This window comes from Haemophilus sp. SZY H56 (assembly GCF_054332415.1).
This window is the reverse complement of sequence record NZ_JBTGNX010000004.1, coordinates 1-25,652: the sequence shown is the minus strand read 5'-3', so window position 1 is coordinate 25,652 and position 25,652 is coordinate 1. Positions and strand designations below refer to the sequence as shown.

The window sequence follows — 25,652 nt, the reverse complement described above, 5'->3', positions numbered from 1 at the left end:
TTTCTCATAATTAGTGCGAATTTCCTTTGACTATTTTATTGACAACAGGTAATATTCGCACCCTATGCAAAAGGTAAAACTACCCCTAACCGTTGATCCGGTTAAAGACGCTCAACAAAGAATTGATTATGATGGTTATTATACCGCTAGTCAGTTAGTGCGTTTAGCTGAATCTACGGGGAAAGTGCTCAGCGATGCACAGGTAACATTATCGTTTTATATTGATCCACAAAAATTAGTGGTGATGAAAGGGCAAGTACAAGTTGATGTCGAATTAGACTGTCAACGTTGTGGTGAACCATTCAAACAAACATTGGAGTGTCATTTTATGTATAGTCCAGTGGCTAATTGGGATCAGGCTGATGACTTGCCGGAAATTTATGAGCCAATCGAATTTAATGAGTTTGGTGAAATAGATTTACTTGGTGCAGTGGAAGACGAACTTATTTTAGCTCTACCGCTTGTTCCAATGCATTCATCTGAACACTGTGAAGTGTCCGCGCACGAACAGGTTTTTGGCGAATTGCCTGAAGAATTGGCAAAAAAACCGAACCCGTTCGCTGTATTAGCTAATTTAAAGCAAAAGTAAATTAAATTTAGGAGTATAGCCAATGGCTGTTCAACAAAACAAAAAATCTCGTTCACGTCGTGATATGCGTCGTTCACACGATGCATTAACTACTGCTGCAGTATCAGTGGATAAAGCAAGCGGTGAAACTCACTTACGCCACCACGTAACTGCTGACGGTTACTACCGTGGTCGCAAAGTGATCAATAAGTAATTTTACTTATAAGGTATTCACTTGAACCGTCTAACCTTAGCGTTAGATGTGATGGGCGGGGACATTGGTCCCCGTATTACTATCCCCGCATCTCTTTCAGCATTGGAAGCAGATCCAATGCTCTCTTTAGTGCTGTTTGGCGATAGCCAACAAATTTCCCCCTTACTGGAAAATGCACCTTCTTCTCTTTTAGAACGTATTCAAATTCATCATTGCACTAAGACGATTGATAACAATCAAGGTATTTCTCATGCATTGCGTCATAGCAAAGGCACGTCGATGCGTTTGGCTATTGAAATGGTTCAGAAAGGTGAGGCGCAAGGTTGTGTCAGCGCAGGGAATACGGGCGCATTGATGGGATTGTCAAAGGTACTTTTACAGCCTTTAGAGGGGATTCAACGCCCAGCGTTGGTATCCTTATTGCCGTCGATGACGGGTGATAAAACCGTGATGTTAGATTTAGGCGCAAACGTAGAATGTTCTGCTCAAAATCTTTATGAATTTGCCGTCATGGGCTCGATCTTTGCCGAAAACCGATTGAACTTAGTTTATCCACGCATTGCCTTACTCAATATTGGTGTGGAAGAAATTAAAGGACATCAATCCATTCGTGAAGCCGCGAATTTATTAGAAAAATCAACCGCACTTAATTATACCGGCTTTATTGAAGGTAACTTTTTATTAAATGGCGTGGCTGATGTGATCGTGAGTGATGGGTTTTCGGGAAATATTGCATTAAAAACCCTTGAAGGGGCAGCTAAGAATCTGTTATCTCTTCTGAAAGGAAAAGAAAAACAGCCTATTTTTAAATCATTTGCCAAATTTATTCTGCGTTTTTTCTTTAAGGATGCTTATCATCGCTTGAAACGCATTAACCCTGATGAATATAATGGGGCATCTTTACTCGGATTAACGGCTGTTGTGGTGAAAAGCCATGGCAGCGCAAATGTGGATGCATTTGCTCGTGCAATTGCGGATGCAGCTTTACAAGCTCGTTTGCAAATTCCACAAAAAATCTTGGCGGGTTTACAACGTTATTAATTAATAAGTTTTGATATTATGAATAGTAGAATTTTATCCACCGGTAGCTATTTGCCGAGCCATATTCGTACCAATGCGGATTTGGAAAAAATGGTTGATACTTCAGATGAATGGATCGTGACACGTTCAGGCATTCGTGAACGTCGTATTGCTGCAGCAGATGAAACCGTTGCAACAATGGGATATGAAGCAGCCAAAAAAGCACTTGAAATGGCCAATCTTGATCCTCAAGAAATTGAGTTGATCATCGTTGCAACAACCAGTGGTTCTCACGCTTATCCAAGTTCAGCTTGCCAAGTTCAAGGTTTATTAGGCATCGAAGACGCGATTTCTTTTGATTTAGCGGCGGCTTGTACCGGTTTTGTTTATGCTTTAGGCGTAGCGGATAAATTTATTCGTTCAGGTAGCGTGAAAAAAGCCCTTGTGATTGGTGCAGATCTTAACTCGCGTAAATTAGATGAAACCGATCGTAGCACTGTTGTGTTATTTGGCGATGGTGCCGGTGCGGTGATTTTAGAAGCATCAGAGCAAGAAGGCATTATTTCAACGCATTTACATGCGTCGCCAGATAACAATGCGGCATTACTACTTCCACAAGCTGAACGTGGCGTGGAGAAATCTGGCTATATTGAAATGCAAGGTAATGAAACCTTTAAATTAGCGGTGCGTGAGCTTTCTAATGTCGTGGAAGAAACCCTTTCTGCTAATAATCTCCAAAAAACAGATATCGACTGGCTTGTGCCACATCAAGCGAATTTACGTATTATCACGGCGACAGCGAAAAAATTAGAGATGGATATGTCGCAAGTCGTGGTCACACTTGATCGTACAGCCAATACCAGTGCGGCGACTGTGCCAACGGCTTTAGATGAAGCGGTGCGTGATGGCCGAATTCAACGCGGTCAATTGCTTTTACTCGAAGCTTTTGGCGGTGGTTGGACTTGGGGTTCAGCATTGGTGCGATTCTAATTAATTTGTTAGAATCCCAACAGAATTTTAAAAGTGCGGTTAAATTTGACCGCACTTTCAACATTTAAACGATGAAGAAATAGGAAGAAAACATGAAAAAATTCGCAATGGTTTTTCCAGGACAAGGTTCTCAAGCTGTTGGCATGTTAGCTGATCTTGCTAACGAATATCCGGTAGTCACTGAGACTTTTAAACAAGCATCTGAAGCGCTTGACTATGATTTATGGAACTTAGTTCAACAAGGTCCAGCAGAAGAACTAAATAAAACTTGGCAAACTCAGCCGGCATTATTAGCGGCATCCGTTGCGATCTTCCGTGTATGGCAAGAAAAATACCCTCAATTACAACCAAGCGTGATGGCTGGTCACAGTTTAGGTGAATATTCAGCATTAGTTTGTGCAGGTGTCATTGATTTTAAAGATGCGATTAAATTAGTCGAATTACGCGGTAAATTAATGCAGCAAGCGGTACCTGAAGGTACTGGTGCAATGTATGCGATTATTGGTTTAGACAATGAAGCGATTATCAATGCATGTAAACAAGCCGAGCAAGGTGAAGTAGTATCTGCAGTAAACTTTAACTCACCAGGGCAAGTAGTCATTGCGGGAGCGAAAGAAGCGGTAGAACGTGCGGCTGCATTATGTAAAGAAGCGGGCGCAAAACGTGCTTTACCATTAGCGGTAAGTGTTCCTTCACATTGCGCATTAATGAAACCGGCAGCAGAACAATTAGCCGTAACACTTGAAGGCATTATGCTTAATGCGCCCGCAACACCAGTATTAAACAACGTGGATGTTAAAGCGGAAACAGAAAGTGCTGAAATTCGTACCGCACTTATTCGTCAGTTATATAGCCCAGTTCGTTGGACTGAAACCGTTGAGAAAATGGCGCAAGATGGCGTAGAAGTTTTAGTTGAAATCGGCCCAGGTAAAGTCTTAAACGGTTTAACAAAACGTATCGTGGCAGAATTACAAGCAACATCAGTAAACGATGTGGCATCATTAGATGCTGTTGAAGCATTATTAGCATAAAAGGGGGATTAAAAATGCAAAATAAAATCGCATTAGTGACAGGTGCAACACGCGGAATTGGCCGCGCAATTGCAGAAGAATTAGCATCAAAAGGTGCATTTGTAATTGGTACCGCAACCTCTGAAAAAGGTGCTGATACAATTTCAGCTTACCTTGGCGATAAAGGTAAAGGTTTCGTATTAAATGTGGCAGACAAAGAAAGTATTGATGCCGTATTAGAACAAATTAAAGAACAATTTGGTGATATTGATATTCTCGTGAATAACGCAGGTATCACACGTGATAACTTATTAATGCGTATGAAAGATGAAGAATGGTTTGATATTATGCAAACCAACTTAACTTCTGTATTCCATCTTTCTAAAGCGATGTTACGTTCCATGATGAAAAAACGTTTCGGTCGTATCATTACTATTGGCTCGGTTGTGGGCTCAATGGGTAATCCGGGTCAATCTAACTACTGTGCCGCAAAAGCCGGCTTAATTGGTTTCTCTAAAGGTTTAGCGAAAGAAGTGGCATCACGTGGCATTACTGTAAACGTTGTGGCTCCAGGCTTCATCGCAACGGATATGACAGAAGTGCTTACTGAAGAACAAAAAGCGGGTATTCTTGGTAATGTTCCTGCTGGCCGTTTAGGTGAGCCAAAAGATATCGCAAAAGCAGTGGCATTTTTAGCTTCTGACGATGCGGCTTATATTACAGGTACGACATTGCATGTGAATGGCGGCTTATATATGAGCTAGCCCTTTAGGGGATATATATCTGGGATTTTGTCTATAAAATATAGCAAAGCCGTTTTGTTAATGATAAAATCCCAACTGCAATGTAACTTTTTCTCTGTATGTGTTTTTACATTGCCTGTTTTTTGTGGTGCGACCACCTAAGAAATAGTTGCAACTTTATCAAAAATGCATACACTAACCGCTCTTAAATGAGTTAAAACAACAATAGGAAAAACAAATGAGTATTGAAGAACGCGTGAAAAAAATCATCGTTGAACAATTAGGTGTTAAAGAAGAAGACGTAAAACCAGAAGCTTCTTTCGTTGAAGATTTAGGTGCGGACTCTTTAGATACAGTTGAATTAGTAATGGCTTTAGAAGAAGAATTCGATATCGAAATTCCTGATGAAGAAGCTGAAAAAATCACAACTGTTCAATCTGCGATTGACTACGTTCAAAACAATCAGTAATTTTTAAGTTGGGCGATCTTTTAGGTCGCCTAATTTTTTTCTTTAAATTCCTTTCTAAATTACTTATCTTCAAATAAAACAAGATACATCTCAATCTTTTAAATTTCCGACCGCACTTTCCTTTATTTAATCTTTCTCAGATTTGCTTTTATTGTTTGGCTCCCCTATTTTTTGATTTAAAACAAAATTTACCTTAAAAGTACTTATTATGAGTTAATTTTGATGCTAGTATTCGATCAAAATTTTTTTCTAATTAACCATAAAATGATTCCGGAGTATCTTATGGATTTTCTAATGAACCTAGATGAAGGTAGCCAGTTTGCGATTCAGCTTGCTATTGTTCTTATCTGTTTATTTTATGGGGCAAAAAAAGGTGGTATCGCACTGGGTATGCTCGGTGGAGTAGGCTTAATTGTTCTTGTTTTCGGCTTTGGTATTGAACCAGGTAAGCCAGCTATCGATGTAATGTTGACCATCCTTGCAGTTGTGGTCACATCGGCAACATTGCAAGCCAGTGGTGGTTTAGATGTCATGTTACAAATTGCGGAGAAAATGCTTCGTCGTAATCCGAAATATGTCAGTATTTTGGCACCATTTGTCACTTGTTTCTTAACTATTTTATGTGGTACAGGACACGTGGTTTATACCATGTTACCAATCATCTATGATATCGCGATCAAAAATGACATTCGTCCTGAACGTCCAATGGCGGCAAGTTCAATTGCCTCTCAATTGGGTATCATCGCGTCACCAGTTTCGGTGGCAGTCGTGACTTTAACCACATTCTTAGTGAATGCTAAAACCCCATTAGCAGGTTTTGATGGCTATTTAGATTTATTAAAAATTACCGTGCCTTCAACCCTTTGTGGTGTGTTAGCTATCGGTATTTTCAGCTGGTTCCGTGGTAAAGATTTAGATAAAGACCCAGAATTCCAAGAGAAATTAAAAGATCCCGAATTCAAAAAATATGTTTATGGTGATAGCACATCATTGTTGGACAAAAAATTACCACAATCTAGCTGGAATGCGATGTGGATCTTCTTTGGTGCGATTTTAGTGGTTGCCCTATTAGGTTACTTTAAAGATTTACGTCCAGCCTTTGAAAAATCAGCACCTGCTCAAGTGGTTGAAATCGTTTCTGCTGATAAAGCAGTGAAAACCTTTAATGTTAAAGACGGTAAAATCGTTGCTTTAGCAAAAGACGGTACATTAGTACTTGATGTTAAAGACAGCAAAGCAAAAGCAAAAACAGCCTATAACAACGTTGCGATTTATAACGATAAAGGTGAAGTTGCTCAAACAATTACCGCTCAAGATAACGGTGTTGTAATTACAGCGGGAGATAAAACAGAAACGATTGATAACGCTGCAATTGTATTGAAAGATAGCGCGAAGAAAAAAGTCAATTTAAGTATGGTTCACGTTATTCAAATCTTCATGTTATTAGCGGGTGCATTAATTGTTATCTTTACCAAAACTGATGCAGGCAAAATCAGTAAAAATGAAATTTTCCGTTCAGGTATGATTGCGTTAGTCGCTGTATTCGGGATTTCTTGGATGGCGGAAACGATGTTTACTGTTCACACGCCAATGATGAAAGCAGCACTTGGTGATGTGGTAAAAGCACATCCTTGGACTTACGCCGTGATGTTGTTATTAATTTCTAAATTCGTCAACTCACAAGCGGCAGCATTAGTTGCATTCGTTCCACTTGCTCTAGGTATCGGAGTTGACCCAGCTGTTATCTTAGCCTTTGCTTCAGCTTGTTACGGTTACTACATTTTACCAACTTACCCAAGCGACCTTGCGGCAATCCAATTCGACCGTTCAGGTACAACCCACATCGGTAAGTTTGTAATTAACCACAGCTTTATTTTACCGGGCTTAATCGGTGTAATCACTTCATGTATCTTTGGTTACATTTTCACAAGCTTGTTTGGTTATCTATAATTAACTGCTGATAAAAGAAAAGGCTATTCGTTTGAATAGCCTTTTTTGTTTCTAAAGTGCGGTTGAATTTTAGGATGTTTTATCTCGATGCTCTATTTGACTTTATCATTCATTAAAATCCCTAAAAAACTGACCGCACTTTTGCGCTTCTTAAAATAAATTCCCGCTAAAGGTTGAAACATAGGGGGATTTATTGCGATAATCTTCATTATTTTTTGGGTGATCTTTCGGCTGCCATTTTTTCAGGTGGCCAGTTTTTATTAGGAAAGATTAATTTGAACATTATTTAAGTTAGAAGAATAACAATGGCTGAAAAACGTAATATTTTTTTAGTAGGTCCCATGGGTGCGGGTAAAAGCACCATTGGCCGTCAGCTTGCGCAACAATTGAATATGGATTTTGTCGATTCAGATGCCGTAATTGAGGAACGTGCGGGAGCAGACATTAGCTGGATTTTTGATTTAGAAGGTGAAGAAGGCTTTCGTAAGCGTGAAGAACGTATTATCAATGAATTGACTCAATTACAGGGCGTCGTGCTTTCTACTGGTGGTGGCGCAGTGATGTCAAAAGAGAGTCGTAATTATCTTTCTGCTCGTGGTATTGTCATTTATTTAGAAACCACGGTAGATAAGCAATATCAACGTACACAACGTGATAAAAAGCGCCCATTATTACAAGGGGCTGATGACCCGCGCCAAGTGCTTGAAGATTTAGCTAAAGTGCGTAATCCGTTATACGAAGAAATTGCGGATATTACTTTACCAACAGATGAGCAAAATGCCAAAGTAATGGTTAATCAAATCGTTGATTTAATTGATAATCTAAACGGCTTAAACGGTTCACTCTAAGGATTAAAAATGTTGTGCGTAAATGTTGAATTAAAAGAACGTCGTTATCCCATTTATATTGGCGAAGGTTTATTAAAAGATGAAACCTGTTATCCGCTGAAGAAAGGGGATAAAGTGATGATCGCGACTAATCCAACCGTCGCACAATATTATCTTGAAACCGTTACACAAACCTTAGAAAAAATCGGCTGTCAGATTGAATCGGTATTATTGCCTGATGGCGAAAAATATAAAACGCTCGATTCTTTAAATCTCATTTTTACCGCACTTTTAAAGCATAATCATGGGCGAGATACCACCATCATTGCATTAGGTGGTGGTGTGATTGGTGATGTAGCTGGTTTTGCTGCAGCAAGTTATCAACGTGGCGTGCGTTTTATTCAAATTCCTACCACATTATTAGCCCAAGTAGATTCTTCTGTTGGTGGCAAAACAGCCGTTAATCATGAGTTGGGCAAAAATATGATTGGGGCGTTTTATCAACCTTCTACGGTGATCATTGACACCCTTACACTCAATACCTTGCCAAAACGTGAAGTGAATGCGGGACTTGCGGAAGTTATTAAATATGGGGTGATTTTAGATTATGCCTTTTTTGAATGGCTTGAAGCACATATTGATGAATTAGTTACGTTAAATCAACAGTCACTTCAATATTGCATTGCACGTTGTTGCCAAATTAAAGCGGATGTTGTTGCGCGTGATGAAACCGAAAAAGGCGATCGTGCATTACTAAATCTCGGGCATACTTTTGGGCATGCGATCGAAACACATTTAGGCTACGGAAACTGGTTACATGGTGAAGCTGTTGCAGTAGGAGCTATGATGGCTGCGGTGTTATCTGAACAATTAGGCGATCTTTCTTTTGAAGATGTTGCTCGTTTAGAAAAGCTTTTAGCACGTGCTAATTTGCCGACCGTTTCGCCTGATACTATGCAACCAGACGATTATTTACCGCACATGATGCGAGATAAAAAAGTTCTGGCAGGTAAATTACGTCTTGTGTTGCTAAAAGCGCTTGGTCAAGCCTACGTGGCAACTGATACTGACAAATCTCTTGTGCTAAACGCCATTGAGCGTTGCACACAACATGACTAACTGTCATTGCTCTCATGTTGCGTCCGAAAAATAACAAAACGAAACCTCGAATTAAACACCGCCCGTTTTTGAAATGGGCGGGCGGTAAATTTCGTTTAACGGACGATCTCAACCGAGTCTTTCCAAAAAGAAAACAGTGTTTGATTGAACCCTTTGTTGGCGCGGGTTCTGTTTTTTTGAATTCCCATTTTGAACGTTATATTTTGGCAGATATTAATCCTGATTTGATTAACTTGTTTAATATCGTCAAAGACAATGTGGATGCCTATATTGAGGCTTGTAAGCCAGTTTTCTTTGCAGAAAATGCGAATACCGCCGACTATTATTACGCTCAGCGTGAAGCTTTTAATCAATCCACTGATCCTTTCGTGCGTTCGGTGTTGTTCCTTTATTTGAACCGTTTTGGGTTTAACGGCTTGTGCCGTTATAATAGTAAAAATGAGTTCAATGTGCCCTTTGGCGCTTATAAAACCCATTATTTCCCAGAAGATGAATTACGCTATTTTGCTCATAAGGCACAAAGTGCGGTCTTTTTATGTGCTGATTTTCAACAGACATTTGAATTAGCGGATAAACACAGCGTGATCTACTGTGATCCGCCTTATGCACCGCTTCCGCAAGATACTAATTTTACTGGCTATGCGGGGAATGCTTTTGGTCTTGGACATCAAAAGAATTTAGCGGAATGTGCAAAGAGAGCACAAAAAGAAAAGCAAATTTCCGTCGTGATTTCTAACCATGATACAAAATTCACACGTGAGATTTATAAAGGGGCAAAATTTAAACGCGTTAAAGTACAGCGCTCGATTAGCCAATCTTCAGAAAAACGAGTTAAAGTAAAAGAATTAATCGCTATCTTTAAAGGTTAGTTTAGCAGGTTAATTCTGGGTTGATTTTAATCTCAAATCCTTTTACTTCGGGATAGCTCGGTTGAATTGCAGTGAGTAATTCGGTTTGTCGAAATAAAATTCCTTGGCGAACGACCGCACTTTTGACTTCAACAAAGAGTTTCCCATCTGTGATGGAACCTAACCGAAAGAGCCCTTTGAATTCTTGTGGGAAAAGGCGACTGATATTTTGGTTCAGTTCATTCAACATTAACCCTTTCTGCATGATTTTGACAAATTGTGATCCCTCTAGCACATCAATAATATTCATGGCCTTTTGATAACGCTCATGCTTGTTTTCCACAAAAATACCCCAATAATGACTTTACGTTGAATTTCCGATACAATACACACAAATTTTGTCAGAGACAATAAGATGATGAAATCAAACAAAGGTAAAACAAATTTCTGGTCGCAGTTGCTGTTAAGCATGATTGCGATTTTTGCTTTACCTGTTGCTCAGGGATTGGAGGTGCCACCTTCATCAAATATGAGTGGCGAAAATTATCAAACATCATCTGAACAACATATGTTGATTGCGGTGCGTGAAATTCGTCAAGCATTGCAGGTTCAACCTCAGCCAACAAATCACAAAACCCATTCCAATCAAAAACACGAAAAAATTCAACCGCACTTTATCGCGGCGGAATTTCCTGTTTTTGCCCCTATTCGTGCCGGCCCAGCGATCATTTAATTTTCTTTTATCTTTGAACGAACCGATTTTTTAATCGGATGATCCTTTTTATTTTTTATTTGAAAGAGAAATTATGAGTTTTTTAACAAAAATTTTTGGCAGCCGTAACGAACGTATTTTACGCAGATTAAGAAAACAAGTTGCGAAAATCAACAAAATGGAACCAGCTTTTGAAGCATTAAGTGATGAGGAATTAAGAGCGAAAACTGACGAGTTCCGTAGCCGTTTAGCTAACGGTGAAACTTTACAACAACTTTTACCAGAAGCGTTTGCTACCGTGCGTGAAGCGGGTAAACGTGTACTTGGTATGCGCCATTTCGATGTGCAATTAATTGGTGGTATGGTGCTAACAAATCGTTGTATCGCAGAGATGCGTACCGGTGAAGGTAAAACCCTAACCGCAACCTTGCCTTGTTATTTAATGGCATTGGAAGGTAAAGGCGTACATGTTGTGACAGTGAATGATTACTTGGCACGTCGTGACGCAGATACCAACCGTCCGTTATTTGAATTCTTAGGTATGACTGTTGGGGTGAATATCCCTGGCTTACCGCCTGAAGCAAAACGTGAAGCTTATGCGGCCGATATTACATATGCGACAAACAGCGAATTAGGTTTCGATTACCTTCGTGATAACTTAGCGCATTCTAAAGAAGAACGTTTCCAACGTCATTTAGGCTATGCTTTAGTGGATGAGGTAGACTCTATCTTAATCGACGAAGCACGTACGCCGTTGATTATTTCTGGTCAAGCGGAAGACAGTTCTGAGCTTTATATTGCGGTAAATAAATTAATTCCGAATTTAATTAAGCAAGAAAAAGAAGATACGGAAGAATATACCGGTGAAGGCGATTACACCTTAGATCTTAAAACCAAACAAGCGTATTTAACTGAACGCGGTCAAGAAAAAGTAGAAGAGTGGTTAATCGCACAAGGTTTAATGCCAGAAGGTGATTCCCTTTATTCACCAGCGCGTATTGTGTTGTTACACCACGTTATGGCGGCATTACGTGCAAACACCTTATTTGAGCGCGATGTAGACTATATCGTGAAAGATGGTGAGATCGTGATCGTCGATGAACACACTGGTCGTACTATGGTGGGTCGTCGTTGGTCTGATGGTTTACACCAAGCGATCGAAGCGAAAGAAGGGGTGGAAATTAAGAGCGAAAACCAAACCGTTGCGTCGATTTCTTACCAAAACTACTTCCGTCTTTATGACAAATTAGCGGGTATGACTGGTACAGCAGATACCGAAGCCTTTGAATTCCAACAAATTTATGGTTTGGAAACTGTCGTTATCCCAACCAATCGTCCAATGATTCGTGATGATCGTACGGACGTTATGTTTGAGAATGAAGAATACAAATTCAATGCAATTATTGAAGATATCAAAGACTGCGTCGCTCGCAATCAACCTGTTCTTGTGGGTACTGTATCAGTTGAAAAATCTGAAATGCTTTCTCAAGCGTTAGATAAAGCGGGCATCAAACACAACGTATTGAATGCAAAATTCCACGCACAAGAAGCGGAAATTGTTGCTGAAGCCGGGGCACCAGGTGCAGTAACTATTGCAACCAATATGGCAGGTCGTGGTACCGATATTATCCTGGGTGGTAACTGGAAAGCAAAAGCTGCAAAATTGGATAATCCAACCCCAGAGCAAATCGAGGCACTTAAAGCTGAGTGGGAGAAAAATCACGAGATCGTGATGCAAGCCGGTGGTTTACATATTATTGGGACAGAACGTCATGAATCCCGTCGTATTGATAACCAGTTGCGTGGTCGTTCAGGTCGTCAAGGTGACCCTGGTTCTTCACGTTTCTACCTTTCTTTAGAAGATGGCTTAATGCGCATTTATCTAAATGAAGGTAAATTAAATATGATGCGTAAAGCCTTCTCTCAACCAGGCGAAGCGATGGAGTCCAAGCTTCTTGCTAAAGTGATCGCATCAGCGCAAGCGAAAGTAGAAGCGTTCCATTTTGATGGTCGTAAAAACTTGCTTGAATATGATGATGTGGCTAATGACCAACGTCATGCGATTTACGAACAACGTAATTACTTGCTCGATAATGATGATATTTCAGAGACTATTAAAGCAATCCGCAGCGATGTATTTAACGATGTGATTGACCAGTATATTCCACCGCAATCGTTGGAAGAACAATGGGATATTAAAGGCTTAGAAGAGCGTTTAGCGCAAGAGTTTGGCCTTGAGTTGCCAATTGAACATTGGTTAGAAGAAAATAATAATCTTCACGAAGAAAACCTGCGTGAGCGCATTATTCAAGAAGCGGAAGATGAATACAAAGCGAAAGAAACGCTTGCTGGTGAAGAAACCATGCATCATTTCGAAAAAGGCGTGATGTTACAAACCCTTGATGAGCTTTGGAAAGAGCACTTGGCTGCAATGGATTATTTACGTCAAGGTATCCATTTACGTGGTTATGCGCAAAAAGATCCAAAACAAGAGTACAAAAAAGAATCTTTCCGTATGTTTACTGAAATGTTAGATTCTTTAAAACATCATGTGATTATGACACTTACTCGTGTGAAAGTTCGTACGCAGGAAGAGATAGAAGAGGCAGAGCGAGCACGTCAAGCAATGGCTGAGCGTGAAGCTCAAATGCATCATCCTGTAGGTGAAAACACAGAGCAAGCTCAAAGCGAGGACTATTCAGATCGCCATATTGGACGTAATGAACCTTGTCCTTGTGGATCAGGTAAAAAATACAAGCATTGTCACGGCAGTAAAGCCCGATATGCTTAGTTAAGGAAAAGAGCGGTTAAATTTTTGCGTGTTTTAAAACACCGCTAAAAATAACCGCTCTTTCTACTTTTGAGATAAGGAAAAACGATGAGTAAGCCTATCATTCAAGTTGCGGCAGGGATTATTCGTAATGAATTTGGGCAGCTATATTTGACCCAGCGTTTAGAAGGGCAAGATTTTGCACAGGCATTAGAATTTCCAGGCGGTAAAGTTGATGCAGGTGAAACCCCTGAAGAAGCCTTAAAAAGAGAATTGGAAGAAGAGATTGGCATTCATATTTTAAATGCTGAACTGTACGAACGTTTTCAATTTGAATATCCAACCAAAATTTTAGATTTTAGTTTTTATTTGGTCACTGAATGGATCGGCGAGCCTTTTGGACGAGAAGGCCAGGAAGGTTTTTGGCTTGAACAACGTGAGCTTGATGCAGGACAATTCCCGCCAGCCAATTTAAAGCTGATTCAGCGTTTAGTGGCTGAAAGTGTCAAATAACATTTAATCAAATTTATTTATTATGATTCCAAGTATTTTTCTGAGTTTATTTTTTATTGCGACGGTGATTTTTATCGTCAATTCGCACTATCGTTGGACATATTTTTTTGCGATTGCATTATTCGTTTTATTGTTTAGCTCAATGTTTGCAATAACCGGTCAATGGCAACGCGGATTGAATTTTGCATCCGTGCTTTTTGTGGTGTTGATGCTATTCCATCGAATGAAAATTCATTACTACAAACAACCTTTACTCATTTCAGATTTTTGGCTTGTGACAGACTGGCGAAATTGGGAAACCCTTTTACATTATAAAGGGGCGATTTTCGGTGTATTTGGGCTATTAGGTCTATTGGGTTATGCCGTCTTTGGCTGGTCAGATGTAGAAAATGCCTCAACTGGATTTCGCGTATTTGCAGCAATACTTGCAGCAACGAGTTTTGGTTTAATATGGCATTATTCTAAAGATCCAGATGCGACAAAAGTCTGGTTAGACTCATTGCCGGATGATGGTCGAGATGTGTTCTTAAACCTGCCTATGTCTTGTCGTGGCGTATTTTTTAAAGTGCCAGAATTTGAAGGTAATAGCCAAAAATTTAAAGAAAAAATGACCGCACTTTTAAATGAAAAGGCTGAGAGTAAAACTGAAAGTGCAGAAAAGTCCGACATTGTGGTTTGTTTACAAGAATCAACCTTGAATCCTCATCAATTTGATTTTGATGCAGAAACCATCCCACCATTTTCAATGTTTAATAAGCAGGAAGATACCGTATTTATGAGTCCATTGCGTGTACATACGGTGGGCGGTGCAACGTGGAAATCTGAATTTGCTTTCCTTGCAGGGGTGCCTTCAACCGATTTTGGTGCTTTAGCAAGTGGGGTGTTTTATTCTGTTGTGCCACACTTACAGACGGGTTTTATTAAAAATCTCCGTGAGCAAGGCTATTTTTGCGTAGCGTTATCGCCTTTTACGAAAGGTAACTACAACGCAAAACCTGCTTATGACCACTTTGGTTTTGATTTGATGTTGCAACCACAAGATTTAGGCTATCCCGCATCAATCAGCAAAAATCTCTGGCATATTACAAGCGAAGAGATGATGTATTACACCAAACTGATTTTGCAGAAACAGCATCCATCATTGGAAAATGTACAACAGCCCATGTTTGTTTATGTGCTCACGATGAAAGAGCACGGCCCTTACAACACGAATATGCCAAACCATTTTAATTTGGCGAGTAAGCGTTTAGGGGGAAAAGCGATTTCTTGCTTGAACGATTATATTGATCGTATTGATAGCCTTAATGAGGCGATCGAAGGTCTAAATGATTATTTAAAATCACGTGAAACACCTTATGTATTCGGTTATTTTGGTGATCATCAGGTTGCTTTTGATAATCAGCTTCCACCGAAAAAAGGTAACTTTGCGAATCCAGATTATGTGACTCAATTTGTAGTTCGAACTAATCGTAAGACTGACTTTGTTCAACAACAAGATTTCTTAGATTTAGCCTTTGTTGGTGGCGTATTACTTGATGTGGCAGCTTTATCACCGAAAGATGACTTTATGCGGGCGAATATCGCTATGCGTCAGTTAAGCCAAGGTAAGCTCGAAGATGCAGCAGATATGGATTTAGTGAATAGCTATCGAAATTATCTGTATCAAGATTTAAAAATTGCGCAATAATAAAAAATCTCGGTTAACGCCGAGATTTTTTTATAAGCAAAATTTAACCGATAAGTCAGTCAATTTTACCCACACGTCTTGACTATATTCTTGCTTGGCTGTGCGCTCAATATCTGCCAACTCTTGCAATATTTCAAAGAGCTTTTGATAGGTGAGTCGCTGTATCGCTGCCATATAAAGGTGACGACGATTCTGCCAAATTTTGAGACGGTCAAAATCCGCTTTGAGTGTCTGTGTAGGCAAACTCGTGTTAAGAGAGGGATTACGCTGCTGTGGTTTTGTTAATTCTAACAAGGTGAGCAGTTCACGCTGCAAAGTACGCAATAAAATGACAGGTTGCAGATCTTCAGCTTGTAAACCTCGCAAAATTCGCTTTGAGCGATTTGCCTTGCCTGATAACAAAGCATCAATCCATTGGAAAGGGGTAAAGACAGAAGATTGCTCTACGACGGATTTAACGCGGTTATACGTGAGTTTGTGATCAGGATAAAGCAAATCTAAAATCTGTAACGCTTGTTTCAATGCCAGTAGATTATTTTCATAGCTGTAACAAAGTAGTTGAATGGCTTCCTCATCAGCTGATAATCCCATGTTTTTTGTACGATGCTTCACCCAACGAGAAAGTTGTTCTGAATTCGGTGTTTGGCAGTTAACAATAACAGCTTGCGGATCTAGTTGATTTGCCTGAATAAACCACTCTTGTTTTTCGGCTGCTTTAGACAATTTAGGCAAGGTGAGGACAAGTAAGCTATCTTCATTTAATCCACTGATAAATTGTTGAAGGTTTTTCTGCAAAAGTGTGGTCAAATTTTCGGGTAAATTGAGAATGAAAATTTGCTTATTAAAGAAGAGCCCCATAGATTGGCTGGCCTCAATTAATGCAGACCAGTCAGTATTAGTATCTATGGTGATTTGATTTTTTTCATCAAAACCTTGAAGAAGGGCAGCTTGATGAATGAGATCTTCACTTTCACTGAGCAACAGGGGATCTGTCCCAACCAAAAAATAGACTTTCGCTAAATGGCTGTTCAGGTTAGAGGCCAGTTGCTCAGGAAAAATGCGGTTCATTATTTTCCTTGAACTTGATGTTGCAAGGCAGCCATTTTATTAAGTAATTGGCGAGCCGCTTGTTCACGCATATCATTCCAAATTACATCGCGTTCAGCTGATTTTGCTAATGCAGCACGTGAGTTATCAAAGAAAGTGCGGTTGATTTTTGCAGAGATTGGATAGGTTTCCCCATTTGCTAAACGCACGCTAGCCTCAACATCAAGGGTCAATACTTTTTCTGCTTCACGGCCTTGTTTAAAGACTGAAGCCACTTTATCGCTTGAAGTCTGTTTATTTAAACGCAATACTGGCACACCTTGTTTTGCAGGAACAAGGTTTACGTTGTTGCTAAGCAGTTGCTTACGCATTGCCATAGACATTTCACTGTATGGGTCGCTGCTTTCAAGGGCCATTGTTTTTAATTCTGCAGGAACTGCCGCACCATTATCGAAGTGCCAACCACAAGCAGTTAAAAAGGCTGTTGCCCCAACTAAGCAGATCGTTTTGATTGATTTCATCATAAAAATTACCTGTAAAATTCACCGCACTTTATTTTGTTTAAGAGCCGTTTATACAACGCTTAGAATAAAATGCGGTTATTTTATGGATTATTGCGGTTTAACCACCACATTTAACAATTTACCTGGTACATAAATCACTTTCACGATTTGTGTATTGTCAGTAAATTTCTTCACATTTTCATCTGCAAATGCAACAGTTTTCACGGTTTCTTCATCCGCATCAGCTGCAACAGTCACTTTACCGCGTACTTTACCGTTGACTTGCACCACGATAAGTTTTTCATCTTCTACCATCGCCGCTTCATCAGCTTTCACCCATTCTGCATGGTCAATGTTGCTTTCGTTGCCTAAAGCTTTCCATAACTCAAAGCAGATATGTGGTGTGATAGGATAAAGCATACGCACGACTGCGCTTAATGCTTCTGCCATAACCGCACGATCTTGTTCGCTTTCTAATGGCGCACGAGTTAATTTATTCATTAACTCCATTACTGCCGCGATAGCGGTATTGAAGGTTTGACGGCGACCAATGTCATCACTCACTTTCGCGATTGTTTTATGGACATCACGGCGAAGTGCTTTTTGGTCTGCAGAAAGTGCGGTCACATCTAAAGCGGTTTTTGCAGGATTTTGGCTATATTCATACACTAAATTCCATACACGACCTAAGAAACGTTTTGCACCTTCTACGCCAGATTCTTGCCATTCAAGTGTCATTTCTGCAGGAGACGCGAACATCATGAAGAGACGAACGGTATCTGCACCGTATTTTTCCACCATCTCTTGTGGGTCGATACCGTTGTTTTTGGATTTCGACATTTTGGTCATACCGGTATGCACCAATTCACGGCCTTCTGGATCGGTTGCTTTGATAATACGACCTTTTTCATCACGCTCAAGGGTCACTTGCGTTGGGCTTACCCAAATACGCTCGTTGGTCGGGCTAGTGTAGTAGAATGCATCGGCTAACACCATGCCTTGGCATAATAATTTTTGTGCTGGCTCATCACTCGTGACGAAACCTGCATCACGCAATAATTTGTGGAAGAAACGGAAGTAGAGCAAGTGCATGGTCGCGTGCTCAATACCGCCGATATATTGATCCACTGGTAACCAGTAGTTAGCTTCATCTTTATCTAACATACCTTTCGCATAGCTTGGCGAGGTGTAGCGTGCGTAGTACCAAGATGATTCCATAAAGGTGTCAAAAGTATCCGTTTCTTTTAACGCAGGTTCACCATTGAAGGTAGTTTTCGCCCAGTTTGGATCGGCTTTAATTGGGCTTTTCACACCGTCCATGACCACATCTTCCGGTAGAATAATCGGTAAATCTTCGATTGGTGTCGGTACGGTTTCACCGTTTGGCAAGGTCAGCATTGGAATTGGTGCCCCCCAATAACGTTGACGCGAAACGCCCCAGTCACGTAAACGATAGTTAACTTGGCGTTTACCCACGCCTAATTTTTCTAATTTGTCCGCGATACCGTTGAATGCGCCATCAAAATCTAAACCATCAAACTCAGCAGAGTTTACTAATTTACCGTGCTCAACGAAAGCTTGTTTAGTTAAATCAATTTCTTCATCGGCAAGCGGTGCGATTACTTGTTTAATTGGTAAATCGTATTTTTGAGCAAATTCAAAGTCACGTTGGTCGTGTGCTGGAACCGCCATTACTGCACCAGTACCATAATGCATTAATACAAAGTTAGCGACCCAAATCGGTAATTTTTCACCGGTTAATGGATGAATGGCGAATAAGCCGGTTGCCATCCCTTTTTTCTCCATCGTGGCAAGGTCTGCTTCGGCCACTTTGGCATTTTTCGCTTCACGGATGAATTCGGCTAATTGAGGATTTTTTTCTGCCGCTAATTCGGCTAATGGATGCGCTGCCGCGATACCTAAATAGCTTACACCATAGAAGGTATCTGGACGGGTCGTATAAACTGCAACTTTTTCTGCGGTATCCGCTACATCAAAAGTAATCTCCACCCCTTCAGAACGGCCGATCCAGTTGCGTTGCATAGTTTTAACCATATCTGGCCATTGTGGCAGTTGGTCTAATCCACCTAATAATTGCTCTGCATAGTCGGTGATTTTAATGAACCATTGTGGGATTTCTTTTTGTTCTACCGGAGTATCACAACGCCAGCAGCAACCGTCGTGCACTTGTTCGTTCGCCAACACAGTTACATCGTTCGGACACCAGTTTACGGTTGAGTTTTTTTTGTACACTAAGCCTTTTTTGTAAAGCTCAGTGAAGAACCATTGTTCCCATTTGTAGTATTCTGGACGGCAAGTCGCAATTTCGCGATCCCAGTCATAACCAAAGCCCAACATTTTGAGCTGGTTTTTCATGTATTCGATATTTTCGTAAGTCCATTTTGCCGGTGCAGTTTTATTTTTAATTGCGGCACCTTCAGCCGGCAAACCGAATGCATCCCAACCAATCGGTTGTAATACGTTTTTGCCGTTCATACGTTGATAACGTGAAACCACATCACCGATGGTGTAGTTACGCACGTGACCCATGTGTAAACGACCAGATGGGTAAGGGAACATAGAAAGGCAGTAATATTTTTCTTTAGACGTATCTTTGATTGCTTTGAAGACTTTATTTTCAGCCCAATATTGTTGAACTGCAGGTTCAATCAAATCGGGACGGTAATGTTGTTGCATAGAAAATCACCTTAAATTTTGACCGCACTTTGCGGCATGTTTTGATTTGTAAAATGTGATATAGGATAGCGTAAAACAGGGAAAATTGGTAGAAAGTGCGGTGATTTTTTTGCTGATTTTATAAGAGATTTTGAATTTCAGATGGAATTAATTTAGGCGAAGGAATCCAAACTTGTTTATGTCGGTTTAATTCACCTTTTTCAAGAACTATCGAGCTTTTGGGTACTTTGAATGCTTTACTCAAAAATTTCAGCAAGTGAGCATTGGCTTGACCATCAACAGGTGGCGCGGTGATCGTGATTTTGAGTTCATCATCATGTAATCCCACGATTTGATCTTTGCTAGCTTTGGGTTGCAAAATGATTTTGAGACGTAGCCCTTCAGTCGTTTGTTCGATTGCTGACATAACTAAATTTACTCACCACATTTACAATTACAATACGGGCTGGAAAATCCAGCCCGAAAAATAATGTTATTTTTGACCGCACTTTAAGCGGCAATTGCCCATAAAACCTGGAAGTAGTCGTAAAAGAGATTATTCAAAAATAATAGAACAATGGCGATAACCATCGGTGAAAAATTAATCACGCCCACAGTTGGTAAAATGCGTTTAATTGGTTTCAACAAAGGTTCGGTAAGTTGATATAATGCATAGAATGCAGGATTATTGCCACGATTAAACCAACTTAAAATTGCACCGGCGATTAATACATAGAAAATAGCTACACCGATATTTTTGATCAGCCCTAGTATGCCCAATAGTAAGAAGAAACTGAGATTTAATCCGCCAAAGAGAATCGATTTTAGTCCGCAAAGCAAGAAGACTAAAACCAGTGCCGCAGTTTCCACTTTTTTCACCACAGGAAAAACTTTACGCAATGGTGCAATAACTGGTTGGGTAAATTTCAGTGTAAATTGAGAAATAGGATTGTAGTAATCCACATTCGCTAATGGTAGCCATACGCGTAAAATTAACACTAAACAATACAGATCGATAATCGATCCTAAAAATAACGCAGTTTGGGAAATTTCCATTATAACCAACCTTTCCGTTTAAAATAGATATAAGGCGTAATTGCCGCACCAATCATTAAGCCGATAGCCATTGGATAGCCATATTTAAAATGTAGCTCTGGCATAAAGTCAAAGTTCATCCCGTAAGTGGATGCCACAAGGGTTGCCGGTAGGAACATGACCGACACTATCGAGAAGAATTTCATGATTCTATTCTGCTCGATATTAATATAACCCATCGCCGCCTGCATTAAAAAGTTTACTTTTTGGAATAAAGACTCATTGTGCGGTTGCAAGGATTCGATATCTCGTAAGATTTCACGTGCTTGTTCCAATTGATTTGGAGGCAAGCGAGTTTTACGCACCAAAAAACCCAATGCGCGTTGTGTATCCATCAAACACAAACGCACTTTAGAACTGGTATCTTCTTGTTCGGTTAGCGTATTTAAGGCTTCATCGAAAGCTTCATCTTGTGTACCGTTTAGAATTACACGGCTTAATTTTTCTAAATCCGCATAGACGTTTTCAATAACATCCGCTAATTGCTCAATTTTAGTTTCAAATAAGTCGAGCAAAACTTCATATGCATTACATTCTAATAAACGCTGGCTACGGGAACGCATACGATATAAACGGAATGCCGGTAATTCACGATCACGTAGGGTAAATAAGCGCCCATCACGAATAGTAAACGCTACGCTTGCGAGGTCAGCGTAATTTTCTTCGTCTTCACAATAGAAGAATGAGTGCAAGTGTAAACCATCCTCGTCTTCAAAGAAACGAGCCGATGCTTCGATGTCTTCTAATTCGAGGAATGAGGCGAGACTTTGGCCTAGGCCTTCTTGCAACATTTCACGCTCTTCCCCTGATGGCTCAAGCAAATCCAACCAAATGGCAGAACTGAGGTCGGCCGGCTCGTCATCAATACGAAGCAAGCGGGAATCGTTAATGGCAAAAGCGTTAATCATTGGTCATACTCCTTTTGGGATTATGAAGATCTAACTGTGAACAAAAAAGATCAAACGAAATTAGCACTAGGGAAAAGTGCGGTCAAATTTTTCATGTTTTAAAATTTTAAAAATGGGTTTCGTTCGATAAAAGATGCCGAAGAAAGGTAAGTTGATTACCAGCGAACTCTCGCTGATAAGAGGCGAGAGTCTAAAGCGATATTCGGTATCGACTATGACTGTCCAAAGTGTGTGTCCTTCTCGTTAAAAAATCGGGCGAATGTTACGCTTGAAAGGCACTTTCGTCAAGTATTATTGAAAAGGACACGGTACTTTTAATTAATTGGTATATTGATTAATTGCGTTAGTAACCTCTTGATCTTGATAAATATTATTAACAATATCTTTGAATGTTTCGCCTAACACTTTTTGAATTTCATCATTGCTCGCATTAAATGCACCAGATTGTGAACGGGTCGCATTAAAGGTTTTGTTGTATTGTCCGCGTGGACCTTGTACATAAACAACCGCTTGAATTTTACTGTTCAAGGTATAACGTAAATTGCCTTGCTCCACTTGAGTGTTGAATTCTTTTACATCAACAGTCACGCCAGCATTCGCATTATTCGCTTGTCCAATACGGAAACCTTTGCTGACCAAATTTTGTTGCATCACTTGTTGGAAAAGTTGAGTCACGCTTGGTGAGGCGTTTAATTTAATCAGTTCACCTGATTTAGTATAAGTTGCAATTTCTTGTTGTGGACGAGAATCGCGAGTATTGACTGTTACCACTGCTGATTGGTTGATATTCATTGATGCAGTCGGTGATTGAGGGGTAAACGTTAAGGTATTAGATTGCGCTTGGCAACCCGCTAAAAATAATGTCGCAGCGGCCAACGTCATTGTTGATAATGCTTTGATTTTGTTTGTTACTTTCATAATTTCCTCATTGAATTAGGTTAATTTGTGTTATTCTTACAAACTTAAAGCTGAATGTATAGCAAAAAGTTAGGGAGTTTATTTATGTCAAAACAGCAAGAATTATTAGAGAGAATTCAGGCCGAATTGCAACCGCACTTTGCCACCGTGGAAAATGAAAGCCATATGCACAGTTCCGGTCGCGGAGCTGATTCTCATTTTAAATTAGTAATTGTCAGCGATGCTTTTGAAGGTATGCGCAAGGTGCAACGTCACCAAAAACTGTACCAACTTTTTGCCGATGATTTAAAAAATGGCATTCACGCATTAGCGCTTCATCTTTATACAAAAAGTGAATGGGAAAAACAAGGTGAAGCATTTCCAAAATCACCAAATTGTCTTGGGATTGGTCAATAGGGAAATTACTATCGGGTAATGTAGAATGGTCTTTTGGTTAACTGTAACATTACCACCTAATTAAAGAGTATTGTGAAAATCAGTTCACAAATATTTTACAAAAAGTGCGGGTTAAAGTGGAATAACCCCTTATTTTCCGCTAGAATAGTGTGCTTTTAAATTTTAATTTTGGGCAAGTTAATAGTTGTTTAACTTGTCGAGACATTAAAACAGATTTGAGTTTTTATTTATGTGGCAGTTGATAATGCTTTGTTTTAAAAGTATTTTTGTCACGCTCAATCGTGAGATTGCTTTTAAGGCGTAGGCTTTGATTGCAGTCGTGTTTTTAACCTAGAAAAGTAGTGCAAACAGTATGATTACAATCAAAAAAGGCTTGGATCTTCCTATTGCAGGAAAGCCAGCACAAGTAATCCACAGCGGTAACGCTGTGAATCAAGTTGCGATTCTTGGTGAAGAGTATGTAGGTATGCGTCCTTCTATGAAGGTACGTGAAGGCGATGTCGTGAAAAAAGGCCAAGTACTTTTTGAAGACAAGAAAAAACCAGGTGTGGTTTTTACAGCCCCAGCCAGTGGTACTATCACTGCAATTAATCGTGGCGAAAAACGTGTATTACAATCTGTGGTTATTGATGTGCAAGGTAATGAGTCTGTTACTTTTGCCAAATATAACGCAGATCAACTCAATACGCTTTCTTCCGAGCAAGTTAAACAAAATCTTATTGACTCTGGTTTATGGACAGCATTGCGTACTCGTCCATTTAGCAAAGTACCAGCAGTGGATGCAGAACCATCCTCCTTATTTATTAATGCCATGGATACTAATCCTTTGGCGGTCAATCCAGAAGTAGTGTTGAGTGCTCATCATCAAGATTTTATTGATGGTTTAACCGTATTAAGTCGTCTATTTCCAAATAAACCATTAAATCTATGTAAATCGGGTGATAGTAATATTCCAACCGTGGATTTAGCTAATCTAAAAGTACATGATTTTGGTGGTGTTCATCCTGCTGGTTTAGTGGGTACACATATTCACTTTATCGATCCAGTTGGTGTTCATAAAAGCGTATGGCACATCAATTACCAAGATGTGATTGCTGTAGGTAAATTATTCACTACGGGCGAACTTTATGTAGAACGTGTTGTTTCTCTTGCGGGTCCGCAAGTGAAAGAGCCTCGTTTAGTTCGTACAGTAATCGGTGCTAACCTTTCTCAGTTAACGGCAGGTGAATTGAAAGACGGTAATAACCGTGTGATTTCTGGTTCTGTGCTTTGTGGTCAAACTGCAAAAGATGCTCACGATTATTTAGGTCGTTATGCATTACAAGTTTCTGTGATTGCAGAAGGTAATGAGAAAGAGTTCTTAGGTTGGATCACACCACAATCGAACAAATATTCGATTACCCGTACCGTATTGGGTCACTTTGGTAAAAAACTATTCAACTTCACTACCGCAGAAAATGGTGGTGAGCGTGCAATGGTACCAATCGGTAGCTATGAGCGCGTGATGCCGTTGGATATTTTACCGACATTATTATTACGTGATTTAATCGTGGGCGATACCGATGGTGCACAAGCGTTAGGTTGTCTTGAATTAGATGAAGAAGACTTAGCGTTATGTTCTTTCGTTTGCCCGGGTAAATATGAATACGGTTCAATCTTGCGTCAAGTATTAGATAAGATTGAGAAGGAAGGTTAAAAATGGGTTTAAAAAATCTTTTTGAAAAAATGGAACCCGCGTTTTTACCAGGCGGTAAATACAGCAAGCTTTATCCGATCTTTGAATCGATTTATACCTTGCTTTATACACCGGGTACGGTAACGCACAAAAACACACACGTTCGTGATGCGTTAGACTCAAAACGTATGATGATTACGGTTTTCCTTGCGTTGTTCCCTGCGATTTTCTACGGGATGTACAATGTGGGTAACCAAGCGATCCCTGCCTTAAATCAATTAGGCAATTTAGATCAATTAATTGCTAATGATTGGCACTATGCACTTGCAAGTTCATTAGGTTTAGACTTGACCAATAATGCAACTTGGGGCTCAAAAATGGCATTAGGGGCGATCTTCTTCTTACCAATTTACTTAGTGGTATTTACCGTTTGTACAATTTGGGAATTATTGTTCTCAGTGGTGCGTGGTCATGAAGTAAATGAAGGGATGTTCGTTTCAACCATTTTATTTGCGTTAATCGTTCCACCAACATTGCCATTATGGCAAGCGGCACTTGGTATCAGCTTTGGTATCGTAGTAGCGAAAGAAATCTTCGGTGGTGTAGGTCGTAACTTTATGAACCCTGCGCTTGCTGGTCGCGCATTCTTATTCTTTGCTTATCCGGCTCAAATTTCCGGTGACTTAGTATGGACTGCTGCAGATGGTTTCTCTGGTGCAACCGCACTTTCACAATGGTCTCAAGGTGGTCAAGCCGCATTACAACACACTGTAACAGGTCAACCAATTACTTGGATGGATGCATTCATCGGTAATATTCCTGGTTCAATGGGTGAGGTTTCAACGCTTGCGTTATTAATCGGTGGTGCGTTAATTGTATTCAACCGTATTGCTTCTTGGCGCATTATGGCTGGTGTTATGATCGGTATGATTGGTACAGCAACCTTATTCAACTTAATCGGTTCTGATTCTAACCAAATGTTCTCAATGCCTTG

The 25,652-nt window shown here is 40.0% G+C and carries 26 protein-coding genes; 18 read left to right on the top strand and 8 right to left on the bottom strand.

Annotation, left to right across the window (positions count from 1 at the left end; translation table 11 throughout):
- Positions 1-64 precede the first annotated feature (64 nt).
- The 11 genes from yceD (at position 65) to ACXVWP_RS03975 (ending at position 9,779) form a co-directional block, all read left to right on the top strand.
- Positions 65-589, top strand: a complete 525-nt coding sequence (yceD, locus tag ACXVWP_RS04025) for a 23S rRNA accumulation protein YceD (RefSeq protein WP_049357999.1) — start codon at positions 65-67, stop codon at positions 587-589.
- Positions 590-611: 22 nt separating this feature from the next.
- Positions 612-782, top strand: coding sequence for a 50S ribosomal protein L32 (gene rpmF / locus ACXVWP_RS04020; RefSeq protein ID WP_005544470.1), 171 nt, complete (start codon positions 612-614; stop codon positions 780-782).
- A 21-nt stretch (positions 783-803) separates the two neighbouring features.
- Positions 804-1,823, top strand: coding sequence for a phosphate acyltransferase PlsX (gene plsX, locus ACXVWP_RS04015; RefSeq protein ID WP_054420303.1), 1,020 nt, complete (start codon positions 804-806; stop codon positions 1,821-1,823).
- A gap of 18 nt (positions 1,824-1,841) precedes the next feature.
- Positions 1,842-2,792 (top strand): beta-ketoacyl-ACP synthase III, encoded by a 951-nt coding sequence (locus tag ACXVWP_RS04010; RefSeq protein ID WP_177992184.1) that lies wholly within the window; start codon positions 1,842-1,844, stop codon positions 2,790-2,792.
- Positions 2,793-2,884: 92 nt separating this feature from the next.
- Positions 2,885-3,823, top strand: coding sequence for an ACP S-malonyltransferase (fabD, locus tag ACXVWP_RS04005; protein ID WP_289902223.1), 939 nt, complete (start codon positions 2,885-2,887; stop codon positions 3,821-3,823).
- 14 nt (positions 3,824-3,837) lie between these two features.
- Positions 3,838-4,566: a 3-oxoacyl-ACP reductase FabG gene (gene fabG, locus ACXVWP_RS04000; RefSeq protein WP_289902224.1), complete on the top strand. Its 729-nt coding sequence runs from the start codon at positions 3,838-3,840 to the stop codon at positions 4,564-4,566.
- A 217-nt stretch (positions 4,567-4,783) separates the two neighbouring features.
- Positions 4,784-5,014 (top strand): acyl carrier protein, encoded by a 231-nt coding sequence (gene acpP / locus ACXVWP_RS03995; protein WP_005544465.1) that lies wholly within the window; start codon positions 4,784-4,786, stop codon positions 5,012-5,014.
- A gap of 282 nt (positions 5,015-5,296) precedes the next feature.
- Positions 5,297-6,964: an anaerobic C4-dicarboxylate transporter gene (locus ACXVWP_RS03990; RefSeq protein ID WP_289902225.1), complete on the top strand. Its 1,668-nt coding sequence runs from the start codon at positions 5,297-5,299 to the stop codon at positions 6,962-6,964.
- 305 nt (positions 6,965-7,269) lie between these two features.
- The gene (gene aroK, locus ACXVWP_RS03985; RefSeq protein ID WP_005698062.1) at positions 7,270-7,812 is read left to right on the top strand and encodes a shikimate kinase AroK; all 543 of its coding nucleotides are present in this window, start codon (positions 7,270-7,272) and stop codon (positions 7,810-7,812) included.
- 9 nt (positions 7,813-7,821) lie between these two features.
- On the top strand, positions 7,822-8,910 hold the full coding sequence (aroB, locus tag ACXVWP_RS03980; RefSeq protein ID WP_289902226.1) for a 3-dehydroquinate synthase: 1,089 nt from the start codon (positions 7,822-7,824) through the stop codon (positions 8,908-8,910).
- 14 nt (positions 8,911-8,924) lie between these two features.
- Positions 8,925-9,779, top strand: a complete 855-nt coding sequence (locus tag ACXVWP_RS03975) for a Dam family site-specific DNA-(adenine-N6)-methyltransferase (protein WP_128786897.1) — start codon at positions 8,925-8,927, stop codon at positions 9,777-9,779.
- A 1-nt stretch (position 9,780) separates the two neighbouring features.
- Here ACXVWP_RS03975 and ACXVWP_RS03970 read toward each other — a convergent pair whose 3' ends face one another.
- A complete protein-coding gene (locus tag ACXVWP_RS03970; protein ID WP_297569393.1) occupies positions 9,781-10,101 on the bottom strand; it encodes a DciA family protein in 321 nt (106 codons plus the stop codon).
- 72 nt (positions 10,102-10,173) lie between these two features.
- Here ACXVWP_RS03970 and secM point away from each other — a divergent pair, with 72 nt between their 5' ends.
- From secM to ACXVWP_RS03950, 4 genes are all read left to right on the top strand, one after another.
- On the top strand, positions 10,174-10,491 hold the full coding sequence (secM, locus tag ACXVWP_RS03965) for a secA translation cis-regulator SecM (RefSeq protein WP_070776156.1): 318 nt from the start codon (positions 10,174-10,176) through the stop codon (positions 10,489-10,491).
- Positions 10,492-10,564: 73 nt separating this feature from the next.
- Complete coding sequence (gene secA / locus ACXVWP_RS03960; RefSeq protein WP_297569396.1) at positions 10,565-13,261, top strand: preprotein translocase subunit SecA; 2,697 nt, start codon at positions 10,565-10,567, stop codon at positions 13,259-13,261.
- 87 nt (positions 13,262-13,348) lie between these two features.
- Positions 13,349-13,753: an 8-oxo-dGTP diphosphatase MutT gene (gene mutT, locus ACXVWP_RS03955; protein ID WP_065244539.1), complete on the top strand. Its 405-nt coding sequence runs from the start codon at positions 13,349-13,351 to the stop codon at positions 13,751-13,753.
- Between the two features lie 22 nt (positions 13,754-13,775).
- Positions 13,776-15,440, top strand: coding sequence for a sulfatase-like hydrolase/transferase (locus ACXVWP_RS03950; protein WP_289902230.1), 1,665 nt, complete (start codon positions 13,776-13,778; stop codon positions 15,438-15,440).
- A 30-nt stretch (positions 15,441-15,470) separates the two neighbouring features.
- On the opposite strand, the gene holA is transcribed toward ACXVWP_RS03950, so the two are convergent.
- The 7 genes from holA to ACXVWP_RS03915 all read right to left on the bottom strand — a co-directional run bounded on the left by holA (position 15,471) and on the right by ACXVWP_RS03915 (position 22,587).
- Positions 15,471-16,508 (bottom strand): DNA polymerase III subunit delta, encoded by a 1,038-nt coding sequence (gene holA, locus ACXVWP_RS03945; RefSeq protein WP_297569401.1) that lies wholly within the window; start codon positions 16,506-16,508, stop codon positions 15,471-15,473.
- Complete coding sequence (locus ACXVWP_RS03940) at positions 16,508-17,011, bottom strand: LPS-assembly lipoprotein LptE (protein ID WP_289902232.1); 504 nt, start codon at positions 17,009-17,011, stop codon at positions 16,508-16,510. The genes holA and ACXVWP_RS03940 overlap by 1 nt, the downstream gene beginning before the upstream one ends.
- 87 nt (positions 17,012-17,098) lie before the next feature.
- Positions 17,099-19,687 (bottom strand): leucine--tRNA ligase, encoded by a 2,589-nt coding sequence (gene leuS / locus ACXVWP_RS03935; RefSeq protein ID WP_289902233.1) that lies wholly within the window; start codon positions 19,685-19,687, stop codon positions 17,099-17,101.
- A 118-nt stretch (positions 19,688-19,805) separates the two neighbouring features.
- Positions 19,806-20,093, bottom strand: coding sequence for a DUF167 family protein YggU (gene yggU / locus ACXVWP_RS03930; protein ID WP_128786903.1), 288 nt, complete (start codon positions 20,091-20,093; stop codon positions 19,806-19,808).
- Between the two features lie 83 nt (positions 20,094-20,176).
- Complete coding sequence (locus ACXVWP_RS03925; RefSeq protein WP_297569406.1) at positions 20,177-20,722, bottom strand: YggT family protein; 546 nt, start codon at positions 20,720-20,722, stop codon at positions 20,177-20,179.
- Positions 20,722-21,669: a magnesium/cobalt transporter CorA gene (gene corA / locus ACXVWP_RS03920; protein ID WP_297569409.1), complete on the bottom strand. Its 948-nt coding sequence runs from the start codon at positions 21,667-21,669 to the stop codon at positions 20,722-20,724. Before corA ends, ACXVWP_RS03925 begins: the two co-directional genes overlap by 1 nt.
- A 318-nt stretch (positions 21,670-21,987) precedes the next feature.
- Entirely contained in the window at positions 21,988-22,587 is a 600-nt protein-coding gene (locus tag ACXVWP_RS03915; RefSeq protein WP_289902235.1) for a YajG family lipoprotein, read from the bottom strand.
- 84 nt (positions 22,588-22,671) lie between these two features.
- On the opposite strand from ACXVWP_RS03915, the gene ACXVWP_RS03910 reads away from it, so the two are divergent.
- The 3 genes from ACXVWP_RS03910 to nqrB all read left to right on the top strand — a co-directional run.
- The gene (locus tag ACXVWP_RS03910; protein WP_049358018.1) at positions 22,672-22,983 is read left to right on the top strand and encodes a BolA family protein; all 312 of its coding nucleotides are present in this window, start codon (positions 22,672-22,674) and stop codon (positions 22,981-22,983) included.
- 352 nt (positions 22,984-23,335) lie between these two features.
- Positions 23,336-24,679: a Na(+)-translocating NADH-quinone reductase subunit A gene (locus tag ACXVWP_RS03905; protein WP_289902236.1), complete on the top strand. Its 1,344-nt coding sequence runs from the start codon at positions 23,336-23,338 to the stop codon at positions 24,677-24,679.
- A gap of 2 nt (positions 24,680-24,681) precedes the next feature.
- Positions 24,682-25,652 (top strand): NADH:ubiquinone reductase (Na(+)-transporting) subunit B (nqrB, locus tag ACXVWP_RS03900; RefSeq protein ID WP_369866731.1); only part of this gene is annotated, 971 nt, incomplete at its 3' end.